Annotated in this window: 11 protein-coding genes; 4 read left to right on the plus strand and 7 right to left on the minus strand. The window is 65.4% G+C overall.

From position 1 onward, the window contains the following. Window positions 1-41: 41 nt before the first annotated feature. Complete coding sequence (locus J4G43_RS33740) at window positions 42-1,133, minus strand: DUF2778 domain-containing protein (RefSeq protein WP_208087566.1); 1,092 nt, start codon at window positions 1,131-1,133, stop codon at window positions 42-44. Between the two features lie 657 nt (window positions 1,134-1,790). Between J4G43_RS33740 and J4G43_RS33745 the strand changes: the two genes are divergently transcribed. Then, window positions 1,791-2,315: a FecR domain-containing protein gene (locus tag J4G43_RS33745; RefSeq protein WP_208087567.1), complete on the plus strand. Its 525-nt coding sequence runs from the start codon at window positions 1,791-1,793 to the stop codon at window positions 2,313-2,315. 61 nt (window positions 2,316-2,376) lie between these two features. Then, complete coding sequence (locus J4G43_RS33750) at window positions 2,377-4,263, plus strand: CHASE2 domain-containing protein (protein WP_208087568.1); 1,887 nt, start codon at window positions 2,377-2,379, stop codon at window positions 4,261-4,263. A 13-nt stretch (window positions 4,264-4,276) separates the two neighbouring features. Here J4G43_RS33750 and J4G43_RS33755 read toward each other — a convergent pair whose 3' ends face one another. From J4G43_RS33755 to J4G43_RS33770, 4 genes are all read right to left on the minus strand, one after another. Next, window positions 4,277-5,779 carry a glycosyltransferase family 39 protein gene (locus J4G43_RS33755; RefSeq protein WP_208087569.1) on the minus strand — a complete coding sequence of 501 codons (1,503 nt, stop codon included), beginning with the start codon at window positions 5,777-5,779 and terminating at the stop codon, window positions 4,277-4,279. Between the two features lie 6 nt (window positions 5,780-5,785). Continuing rightward, window positions 5,786-6,919, minus strand: a complete 1,134-nt coding sequence (locus J4G43_RS33760; protein WP_208087570.1) for a glycosyltransferase family 2 protein — start codon at window positions 6,917-6,919, stop codon at window positions 5,786-5,788. 271 nt (window positions 6,920-7,190) lie between these two features. Next, window positions 7,191-7,391 (minus strand): hypothetical protein, encoded by a 201-nt coding sequence (locus J4G43_RS33765; protein WP_208087571.1) that lies wholly within the window; start codon window positions 7,389-7,391, stop codon window positions 7,191-7,193. Between the two features lie 156 nt (window positions 7,392-7,547). Next, window positions 7,548-7,931 (minus strand): hypothetical protein, encoded by a 384-nt coding sequence (locus J4G43_RS33770; protein ID WP_208087572.1) that lies wholly within the window; start codon window positions 7,929-7,931, stop codon window positions 7,548-7,550. A 100-nt stretch (window positions 7,932-8,031) separates the two neighbouring features. Here J4G43_RS33770 and J4G43_RS33775 point away from each other — a divergent pair, with 100 nt between their 5' ends. Both J4G43_RS33775 and J4G43_RS33780 read left to right on the plus strand, forming a co-directional pair. Further along, window positions 8,032-8,868, plus strand: coding sequence for a DUF72 domain-containing protein (locus J4G43_RS33775; protein ID WP_208087573.1), 837 nt, complete (start codon window positions 8,032-8,034; stop codon window positions 8,866-8,868). 9 nt (window positions 8,869-8,877) lie between these two features. Beyond that, the gene (locus J4G43_RS33780) at window positions 8,878-9,339 is read left to right on the plus strand and encodes a DUF488 domain-containing protein (RefSeq protein WP_208087574.1); all 462 of its coding nucleotides are present in this window, start codon (window positions 8,878-8,880) and stop codon (window positions 9,337-9,339) included. Between the two features lie 191 nt (window positions 9,340-9,530). Here J4G43_RS33780 and J4G43_RS33785 read toward each other — a convergent pair whose 3' ends face one another. After that, window positions 9,531-10,445: a PhzF family phenazine biosynthesis protein gene (locus J4G43_RS33785; RefSeq protein WP_208087575.1), complete on the minus strand. Its 915-nt coding sequence runs from the start codon at window positions 10,443-10,445 to the stop codon at window positions 9,531-9,533. 132 nt (window positions 10,446-10,577) lie between these two features. After that, entirely contained in the window at window positions 10,578-11,477 is a 900-nt protein-coding gene (locus J4G43_RS33790; protein ID WP_208087576.1) for an amidohydrolase family protein, read from the minus strand. Between the last annotated feature and the right edge of the window lie 21 nt (window positions 11,478-11,498).

Consider the following 11,498-nt stretch of genomic DNA (forward strand, 5'->3'; position numbering starts at 1 on the left):
GCTGCAAGCGGCCCTTTGAGATCATCGCGAATTGACTGAGATCACTCGACCCGCGCCAGCACCGCGAGCTTGCGGATGCCCTTGTTACGGTAGGCGTCGAGGAACGCGTAATAGTCCTTGAACGACACGCAGCCGTTGGAGTCACCGTTCGGCCCGAGCATAAAGGTGTGGGCGAGCAGGCCGTCGCGGCCGTAGATCGCGCTCTCGCCGCCGATCGGGGTCAGGCGCAGCGCCGGCACACCATGGAACAGCGCTTCGCGCGGCTTCAGCATGTAGATGTGCGGCGGCGTCACGCCGCGCATGCGGACACGCGAGGAGCGCGGATCGTCGAGATTGGAGCCAAGGCCGGAATGCGCCTCGAGCTTGGTACCGTCGGGCAGGTAAACCATCTTGGCGGTGATGTCGTAGACCGCCGTGTCGCGCTCATAGGGCGCCGAACCGCCGAGCATGGGGTTCTGCTCCCGCGGCGCGATGGACGCGGTCACGCTGGCATCAGCCGAGGCATAGGCCAGCAGCCCGCCGGACGGCTCGCGCTTGCCCCAGAGCTTCTCGACCATCGACTGGCGCGGACCGGTGATCGACATCACCGCGGCCTTGGCGCGATCGGCAAACGATTTCGGCTTCGCCTCGGGTGCCGGCACGATCTCGGCCGGATCGGCCGAAGCCAGTTGCATCTGCGCATCCGGTGCGCGCTTGGCCTTCTCCGCGGACTTGTCAGCAATCTTGGCCGGCACCGCCGGCTTCAGCGCGTCCGCGACCTTCGCGATCACGCTCTGCTTGGGGGCGTCCTTCGACGCTTCCTTGGCGACGGCGACCTGGGTTGCGGGCGCGGCGCTCGCGTTCGACGCAACGCCCTGGGTCGCGGCCGCGGCAAAGCGCTCGTTGAACATCTCGCGCGAGATCGGGGCTGCGACCTGAAGCCGGTCGGGCAGCAGCGCAAAGGTGTCCCTGATGGCCTCGCCAGCCTCACGCAGCGCCACCCTGGGCGCGCGCTTGATCACGGGCTCGTCGTAGCCAATGCTGCCGACGGTCGGATAGACGCTGGCGCCGAGGACGTTGCTGTAGATGGTCCAGCCGGCGCCCATCACGACGCAGCCGATCGCCGCGGCGCCCAGCCAATTGGTGGTGGTCATTTTCCGGGAAGGCTTCCGAAGAGAATTCTTGGACTTCCGTGCCGCGTTACTCTGCGCAGCGATACTCGTACTCATTCGCCTTGCGTCCAGGACGGTGTCACTCAGTCCCCCTTCGAAGTGCCGCTGGTCACGATCCGGGAACAGCATCTCGCAGGAGGTCGGAGCGTCATTAAGGCGACTTTTAGTTAAATGCAGATTAAGTTCGGGCAGATGTGAGGCACCGCGTTAACGCTGTCCCATTTCGAGAAAAAAGTCCGCAGAACTACGGACTTAGCAGCATCTGTTAACTATAATTCTCGGCCGGTTCGGCGCGTTCGACGGACGTCACAGGCCGCCCCTCTAAGGCCATCCAACCAAGTCGTTTTCGTGGTCTTCAATACCCGGACAATAGCGGGGAAGCGTTGCGCGAGGCTGGTGCGCGCTGCCCTCTCCAGCGGGTGTCAGCAGGGTGGCGGCAGAGCCTGTCCCACATCACACATCGCGCACAGAGTGCTCACGCGGCACGGCGCCCTGACTGAAAGTTGATCGCGTCGGACTGGAAAAGACCGCACCGAGGAAATAGCTGCGAGAGCGGCACTTTTCAGCAGCCTCTGCGTGTGATACGGTACCGTATCAACATCGCTTTGAACTGTGCCAAGCACGCAAACGGAGGCTGGCATGAGAGGGATCGCGGGCGCCGGTATTTTCGCTCTGGCGTGGTTGTTTCAGCTGACCGGGTCTGCGAATGCACAGCCGGCTGTCAACGTCGGCTGCACGGCATCGCCATCGGCTGCGGGCACGCAAGTGTGGCGCTGCGACAACGGCATCACCATCGTTGCGGAAAACGGCGCCAGATTTGAACTTAAGGACGCCAACCGCGACGGACATATTGACTCCGTGGAGTTGAGCAGCAAGGCGCTGCTGATCGAGGTGCCCAAGAAGCCCGGCGGCAATCCCTTCAAGGTGCTGACGCCGCAGGCGATCGCCGCAGTGCGCGGGACCAAATGGGCCGTCGATGTCGCTGAGGCCAAGACCGCGGTCTTCGTTGCTGACGGCCGTGTCGGTGTGAGCCGCAGGGCTCGTGGACGCGGCGTCGTGCTCGGACCGGGCCAAGGCGTCGATGTCGAGGCAACCGGCCCGTTGACCGTCAAGACCTGGGGCCAGCCGCGCGTCGACGCGCTGATGGCAAGACTGGGTCAATAAGGCCTGGACAATTAAGGCCCGCGCAGCAACGCCCGGGCGACAAAGAAGATTGCAGTACGTAATGACTAGACGCGTTCAGATCCTGGTGGCACTCGTCCTCACCGCGCTGTGGGGTGCCGGCATCTATGCCGGCCACGCCAACGGTCATCTGCGCTTTCTTGATCGGCTCGAGGCGACGCTGACGGATTGGCGGACCCAGGTCCGCGGCGTGCAGGCTCCGCCCGATCTCGTCACCATCGTTGCGATCGACGACACCGTCGTGAAACGCGGCGGCAGCTATCCGCTGCCGCGCGCCGATCTCGCGCGCGTCGTCGACACCATCGTGCAGTTCAAGCCGAAGGTCGTCGCGATCGACCTGCTGCTGGTCGACCGCAGCGCTGCGATCGGCGACGCGACGCTGGCCAACACGCTCGCCACCGGTCCCATGGTGCTCGCCGCTGCGGCGATCTTCCCGACCGCCAGCGAGACCGTAGAGCCGGGCACCCAAGGTCCCCTCGCCGCGCTGCCACAGGCCGAGCGCTTCCTGCTGCCGCTGCCCGCCTTCGCCGATCACGCCGAGGTCGGAGTCGTCAACGTCGCGACGGGGCAGTCGGGCTCGCCGCTTTCGGTGCCGATGCTGTTCCGGACCCGCGACAAGGTCGAGCTGTCGTTTCCCTTGCGCGTCGCGACGCGCGCGCTCGACAAGCCGCTGACGATCGCGCCGGATCATCTCATGCTCGGCGATCGCGTGGTGTCGACTGACAGCGATTTCGCGCTGCCGATCACCTATTACGGCCCGCGCCGCACCATCCGCACCGTCAGCGCCCAGAGCATTTTCGACGGTACGCTCAATCGCGCGGCGATCGAGAACCGCATCGTCGTGATCGGCGCCGCGGTCGCCGGCGGCGGCGACTTCTATCCAACACCGTTCGATTCCCTGATGCCCGGCGTCGAGGTGATCTCGACCGCGATCACCCATCTCGTCGCCGGTGACGGCATCGTGCGCGACCGCAAGGTCCACATCGCCGACGCGCTTTTCGCGATCCTTTTGCCGATGCTGCTGGTCGGCCTGCTCGCCTGGCGGCGCAGCGCGCCCGGCATCGTCGCGGCCGCCGCGGTGATGATCGCCTGGGCCGGGCTCAATCTGTTCGCCTTCACGCACGGCGTTTGGCTGAACGCCGCGACGACACTTGCCGCCGCGGTGCCGCCGGTCGCGGTCTTTGCCGGCGTGCAGCTGTGGGCCGGCGGCCGCCGCACGCAATATTTTGCCGCCAAGAGCAGGTCGCTGGCGCAATTCCAGGCGCCCGCCGTGCAGGAATGGCTGACGCGCGATCCGAATTTCCTGTCCAGGCCGGTCCGGCAGGATGCGGCCGTCGTCTTCATCGATCTCTCCGGTTTCACGACGCTCAGCGAACGGATCGATCCGGACGAGCTGCAGCATCTGCTGAGGGCATTTCACGCGCTGATCGACAAGGCCGCGGTCGATTGCGGCGGCCTGATCACCGGCTTTCTCGGCGACGGCGCCATGATCCTGTTCGGACTGCCACACGCGATGCCCGACGACGCGGCGCGCGCGCTGCAATGCTCGATCGACCTGTATCGCAGCGTCGATCGCTGGATCGCTTCGCTGCCGCCTGCCCTTCGCGGCCAGCTCGGTTTCAAGATCGGCGCGCATTTCGGCCCGATCGTCGCCTCCCGCCTCGGTGAAAGCCACCAGCACATCACGGCGACGGGCGACACGGTCAACGTCGCGAACCGCTTGATGGAGGTTGCCGCCCAGAACTGTTCGCGGCTCGCGCTGACCGATACGCTGCTTGATGCGGCCGACTTCCACGGCGCTCCCAACGGCATTCTGTCAGGTCCCCTGCTCACCCAGGTCCGCGGCCGCTCCGGCGTCGTGACCGTCTGGTTCTGGCGCGACCAGAATGGGCCGGGTCAGGCCGCCACCAGGGCCGAGATGATCGACTGATTTTTGGGGCCGCTTACCGCGCCTCGGGCGGCGGCGAGCGGTCGAGCACGTCGCCCTTGGCGCCTTCGAGCAGATCAATGCCGTAGGTCTCGACCACGAGCGGCCCGCGCTTGCGCTGCAATTGCGCAATTTGCGTCACCTTCGCGAAGAGCTCGTCGAGGGCGGTATGGCCGTCCGGGCGCAGCTCGTCGACAGAGATCAGCTTGCCGGCAAGCAGCTTTGGATCGGGCTCGGGCATGTTGACCCAGCGGATGCGCTGGTTCTGCTGCAGCACGCAGGTGCCGCGCGGCAGATAGAAGGCGAGCCAGCCCGTGGTGCCGTAGTCCTGCGCGAGCACGCAGGTCGCGCCACTGCGCGCGCGCACCGCTTCGATCTCGGCGGCGAGCTCGCGCCAGCCGACGCCGACGCTGCGCACCGTCGCGTCGCGGCGATAGCCCGACAGCCAGCCGGTGTTGGCCTGCACGATCAGCGCCGCAAACATCACGATGCCCACGGGCGCGGCCCAGCGCAGGCAGAAATCCGCGAGGCGCCGCGCGCGTGGTTGCCACGGCACGAGATTGGCGGCGGCGGCCGCGGCAACGATGAAGGGCGGATAGACCGGCGCGAACCAGTTGGCCTCGACGCGGGCATGCAGCGAATGCCAGACGAAATAGACGACGATGGTCCAGAACAGCGTCTCGATCAGCACACGCGAGGCCAGCGCGCCGGCCCGGCGCCAGGTCAGCGCGTGCAGGCCCATCGCGCCGAGGATGAAGACGAGCGGCGTTGCGAAGGCGACCTGGGTCGGGATCAGCTCGGCGATGAAGACGGGACGGAAGTCCTCGATCTTCGCGCGGCCGAGCTGCTTTACGAACGAGACCCATTGATGATCCGCATTCCACAGGATCACCGGTGAGAACAGCGCGAACGCAACGAGACCGCCGAGATAGGGCCAGGGCGAGAGGAACCAGCGCCGCAGTTTCGGCACGGCCGCAAGCCAGATCAGGATCGCGGCGCCAAAGAACATCGCGGTGTATTTCGACAGCAGCGCCGCGCCGACCGCCGCGCCGACAGCGAGCCACCAGACGCCGCGGCCGGTCTCCAGCACCTTGGCGAGGAAGAACAGCACGAAGCTGGAGGCAACCAGCAGCGGCGCATCCGGCGTGACGATCAGCGTGCCGACCGAGGCCATCATCGTCACGTTGAGCAGGATGGCGCTGGTCGCCGCCACCCGCACGCCGCCGAACAGGATGGCGGCGGAGCGGTAGATCGCATAGCTCATCGGCAGTGCGAGCAGGATCGAGAACACGCGGACGCCGAGCTCGGTGTCGCCGGCGATCATGGTGCCGGCGCGGATCACATAGGCGACCATCGGCGGGTGGTCGTAATATCCCCCGGCGAGGTTCTTCGACCACATCCAGTAATAGGCTTCGTCGAAAGAGATCGGCGTGAACGCGGCCGCAACCAGCCGCAAGCCGACCAGCGCAACGATCACCAGCGCGGTATTGCGGACAATCCGCGCGTCAGCCCCGCCCATGTCGAGCTATTTCTTGCGCCAGACGAACAGTCCGGACATCGCGTAGTTCCACACCACGCCCATCAGCGCGCCGGCCATGCCGGCCAGCCACCAGATCGGCTCCTGGTCGTAGACCGAGAAGGCGACGCCGACATTGGCGAGCAGGCCGACGCTGCACACGATGTAGAAGGCGATCAGGCCGCGCAGCAGCGCAAAGCCCTTCAGCCGCTGGTCGCGATAGGTGAGGAAGTTGTTGAGGGCGAAGTTGCTGGTCATGGCGACGATGGCGCCTGCGGCCTGCGCCTCCGCGAACGGCGCCTTGAACAGCTGAAGGGCGATGAACAGCGTCGTCAGATGCACCACGAGGCCGATGCCGCCGACCATCGCGAACAGGATGAAGCGCAGCGAGACAGCATCGTTGGTGAACTTGGCCAGCACCAGGCCGAGAAAATCCAGCGCGACCATGGAATCGAGCTTGCTCTCGCCGTGCTGGCGCTCGCCGAACGTGTAGGGAATTTCAACGGCTCGCAAGCTACCGTTCGCGCTCGCGACGAGGTCGAGCAGGATCTTGAAGCCGTGCACCGACAGTTTCGGAGCCAAGTCCTCGAAACGGTCGCGGCGAACCATGAAGAAGCCGCTCATGGGATCGGCGATCTCGACCCGCAGCGCCTTCCTGGCGAGTTCGGTCGCAAGCGCGCTGGCGCCGGCGCGCTGCTTGTTGAAGCCTTCGCTCTTGTAGCCCTCGATGTAGCGGCTGCCGACGACGAGATCGGCCTGGTCGCTTGCGAGCAGCAACAGCATCTTCGGCAGTTGCGTCTCGTCGTGCTGGAGGTCGGCATCGATCACGGCCACATAGGGCGCGCTGGAGGCCAGGATACCCTCGATGCAGGCGCCCGACAGGCCGCGGCGGCCGATGCGGCGGACACAGCGCACGCGGTTGTCGCGCTGCGCCAGCGCGCGCACGACGTCCCAAGTGCCGTCGGGCGAATTATCGTCGACGAACACGACTTCCCAGGCGACGTTGGCGAGCGTCGCCTCCAGCCGCCGGTACAGCACCGTGACGTTGTCGCGCTCGTTGAACGTCGGGACGATGACCGACAGTTCCGGCGCCTCTTGAGCCTGCGGGGGAGTGCCGGAGCCCGGTCTGATCGCTTCATTCATGACGGCAGCGTATATCCGCCGCGTCCTGCGCTGCCAAGACGTTGCGCTGCCAAGATCTACCGAGCCGGGGGTCTGTGGGGAAAGGCCCAAAAAGGGCCCAAAAATGCCAACGACCCCGGAACGGCGGACCGCGCGTACATCCGGCGCAAGCCCAAGCTATTCCAAGGTCGTTCCAGCGCCGGAGGTTTCGCTCAACGTCGCCGTTACAAGCTAGATAGGTACGGCAAAACCGCTTCGCAAGGGGGCATAGCGGCCCTTTTTCAGATCCTTGCTAGTTCGGGACTTCCTTGATCACCGGCCCACGCGGCACGGGGGCGGCCGGGACAGCGGGCGCCGTCGCCGGAGCCGGCTCGGCCTTTGCCGGCCTGGGCGGCTTGCCGTACTGGCCGATCGGCCCCAATACGACGGCGACCGCGAGCACGACCGCCGCGACGATCGCGCCTAGAATGCCACCCACCGACTCAGACGACATGGAAGCGCCCATCCCTGTTCCAGATGCGTCCAGCAATACCATGGATGCGCGCGGAGCTGGAAGAGCCCCCGCGGAGGGGCGAGTAGCGAATGGCTCGTCGCGAATGAGGAGCGCCGGCTTACGTGCCCTCTTCGCGATGGGCCATTCGCGACGGCCCTACTTTGCGGGCGGCCTGTGCTTGACGAAGGCCGTCACGATGTCCTTCTGCGCCGACTCGACCGCCCTGTTCGCGGTGGCGAGATGGGCGCCGGCATCGATGTTCGGATACTGCGTGGTGAGATAGTCGAGCAACGCCACCCGGTAATATTGCCGCTCCGACGGACAGGCGCCCGCGACCGAGCGGCCGAAATCCTGTTCCGACATTCCCTGATTGGAGTCGCGCGAATATTCCCGCGCCAGGCAATGCCAGTAATCGTCGCGGCCCTGCATGGCGAGCTTCTGCGCGCCCTTGGCATCGTCGTCATCGTCGGCCATGGCACCAAACGTCATGGCAGCAGATGTCATCATGACGATCGCCGCTCCCACCATCAGCATCCGCATTCTTGTTCTCCTTTTGCGCGGGTCCCGTTGCGACCTTAGACGGGACGGCGCAACTGGCCAATCACATCTGGTTTGATTAGGATGAGGTCCCTCCCTGTCGATGCGAGACCCTCCCGTGGCCAAAGCAAAAACCGCGTCCAAAAAATCCGGCAACATCTTCATCGGCGTCGGCGGCTGGACCTTCGAGCCCTGGCGCGGCGTGTTCTACCCGGAGAAGCTTACGCAGGCCAAGGAGCTGTCCTATGCCGCCTCGAAGCTGACCTCGATCGAGATCAACGGCACCTATTACGGCTCGCAGAAGCCGGAGAGCTTTCGCAAATGGGCCGGCGAAGTGCCCGATGGTTTCGTGTTCTCGGTGAAGGGACCGCGCTTCGCCACCAACCGCCGCGTGCTCGCCGAGGCCGGCGATTCCATCAAGCGGTTCTATGATTCCGGCGTGCTGGAACTCGGCGACCATCTCGGACCGGTGCTGTGGCAGTTCGCGCCGACGAAAAAGTTCGACGGCGCCGATTTCGGCAAATTCCTCGAGCTGTTGCCGCGCAAGCTCGAGGGGCGCGCGCTGCGCCATGTCGTCGAGGTCCGCCACGACAGTTTTTGCGCGCCGGACTTCGTCGCGTTGATCCGCGAGTTCGAGACGCCTGTCGTGTTCGCCGAGCACGGCAAATATCCGGCGATCGCCGACGTCGCCGGCGATTTCGTCTATGCACGGCTCCAGAAGGGCAATGACGAGATCAAGACCTGCTATCCGCCGAAGCAGCTCGATGCCTGGGCCAAGCGCTTTCAGGACTGGGCCGAGGGGAGCGAACCCGACGATCTGCCGAAGGTCGACAAGGCCAAGCCGAAGAAAGAGCCGCGCGACGTGTTCGCCTATGTCATCCACGAGGGCAAGGTGCGCGCACCGGCCGGCGCCATGGAACTGATCGCACGGGTGAGCTGAGGATGGTTCATGGCAAAGGCGAAAAAGCTCTTCACCATCGGTTATGAACAGACGCCGCCCAAGGCGGTGCTCGACGAGCTGGTAGAGGCCGGCGTCAAGCTCGTGGTCGACGTGCGCGCGGTGACCTCTTCGCGCCGGCCCGGCTTTTCGAAGAAGCAGCTGTCCGCGGGCCTCGATGAGCGCGGGATCGCCTATGTCCATCTCGCCGCGCTCGGCACGCCGAAGGAAGGCCGCCTCGCCGCGCGCAGCGGCCAATACGAAGTGCTGGAGAAGATCTATTCAAAGCACCTGAAGACGCCGCAGGCCAGGGAAGAGATGGACGAGCTCTCGGCGCTGGTGATGAAGGCCGGTCCGGTCTGCCTGCTCTGCTACGAACGCGATCACACCCACTGCCACCGCCAGATGATCGCGGAGATCATCGAGGAGCGCGATGGCGTGGCGGTGAGGAATTTGGCGGGGCGGCAGGTGTAGCGGCCTTCGGGCGGGAGGACGACTTTAACCGTAGCCGTCATCCTGAGGTGGCCGCTTCTTTAGCGGCCCTCGAAGGACGACGGGCGTGCCCAGATGTAGCATCTCCGCCGTGCATCCTTCGAGGCTCGCAAGGGCTCGCACCTCAGGATGACGGATCTGGCGCGAGCTTCGTCTTGGCGCGTGGAGAGAGTTCACCCCTCGCCCGCCAGCCGAAACGTCCCTTCCATCATCTGCACGCAGCTGCCGCCGACATGAGCGGACGTGATCTTGCCATCCTGCTTGCGCACGCGCGTCCGGAGGATGCTTGGCCGTCCCATGTCAAAGCCCTGGCCGACGGTGAGCTTCAACTCGCCATCGCGCGTGGGATCGAGATCGGCAAACAGCGCGGCCGCGGCGACCGTCGCGCTGCCGGTGGCGGGATCCTCGACGAGGCCGCTGGCGCCGCGCATGAACATCCGCGCCTGCCGATCGCAAGGCGCCTCCGCTGGCGGCACATCGCGCGTGTAGAACCATACCGAGCGGGCGCCGTCCCGCGGCAAGACCTTGCCGTAGGCCGCCGCATCGGGCCGGGCGCGCTTGAGCGCCTCGCGCGAATGCAGCTCCATCACCAGAAACGCATTTCCGACGCTGACGATCTGCGGCGCGTGGCTGTCGACCTTGATGTCATCCGCACCGAGCGAGACGCAGCTTGCAGCTTCAGCGGCAGACAATTGCGACAGCCGCGCCAAAGGCTGGGGCGCGGTGAGCTCGGTTCTGACCACCCGGCCCTGCTCTCTCACGATCTCGACCGGCACGAGCCCGGCCTTCTCCTCAAACAGCAGGCGCGGCTTCAGCTCTTTTGCCATCGAGGCCAGCACGAAGGCGGTGCCGACATTGGGATGGCCGGCAAAGGCAATCTCCAGCACCGGCGTGAAGATGCGCACCTCGGCGTCATTGGCCTTGTCGCGCGGCGGCAGCACGAAGGTCGTCTCGGAATAGTTGAACTCGGTCGCGATCGCCTGCATCTGCTGCGTCGTGAGCCCGCCGGCATCGAGCACCACGGCGAGCTGGTTGCCGCCGAAGGCGCGGTCGGTGAACACGTCGACGGTGATGTAGCGGTGCTGCATCTTCACTTCCTCATGAAAGTCGCGGCCTCAACCGGCCGCATCGCCGGCAGTCTACAGGCCGGCGATATCGCTCGTCATGCCCCAAAATTCGGAGCATTCGGAGCAATCGCGCGAGGAGATCAGAAGGGAAACTCAGAAGCGAAACGGCTGATGCGGCGATGCGAGCACCTGCGCGCGCTCGCTGTTATCGACGATCAGCGCATCGAGAAACTGCCGGTTTTTCATGTAAGTCTGCGACGCCTCGAACTGCGTGTGCGGCCAGTCGCTGCCCCACAGCAGGCGGTCGAGGCCGTAAGCCTTGCGCAGCAGCGGATAGGCCTCCTTCGCAAAACTCTCGCCGCTCGCGCCGTTGCGATACGGCGCCGAGATCTTGACCCAGACATTTCGCGTCGCGCCGAGCTTCAGCACCGACTGGAAGCCGGGATCGGCGACGCCGAGTTTCGGATCCGGCAACGCATAGTGATCGAGCACGACGGTGACACCATGGTCGAGCAGCTGCGGCGCCAGCAGTGCGAGGTCGGACGCGTTGCGCTGGAGCTCGACTTGCCAGCCCATCGATTTCACGTTTCCGAGCAGCGCCTTCCATTCGCCGGCAGCGAGATCGGGTAAGGACTGGCCGACGAGATTGAGGCGGATACCGACGACGCCGGCGCGATCAAGCGCGCGCAGTTCGTCCGCGGTCACGGAAGGATCGACCACCGCGATACCACGCAGGCGTCCGCCGGAAGTCTTCAGGCTCTCGACCAGATAGGAATTGTCGGTGCCGAGAAAGCTCGGCTGCACCAGCACGCCATTGCTCATGCCATTGCGGTCGAGCTGCTCCAGATAGAGCGCCAGCGGCGCATCGTAATCGGGGGCATAGCGCCGGCCGGGCGCGAGCTTGAGGCCGCGGTGGAAGACATGGGCATGGGTATCGATTGTCGGCAAGCTCGTCTCACTCTTCGCTCGGCTCGCGACGGCCGTGGCCGACACGAGGGATACAAGGCCTGTGCCGAATTGGCGGCGCGTCAGGCCACGCTCGCGGGATATCATGGTGACTGCTCCCCATCCGGC

Source organism: Bradyrhizobium barranii subsp. barranii, assembly GCF_017565645.3.
GTDB lineage: Bacteria > Pseudomonadota > Alphaproteobacteria > Rhizobiales > Xanthobacteraceae > Bradyrhizobium > Bradyrhizobium barranii.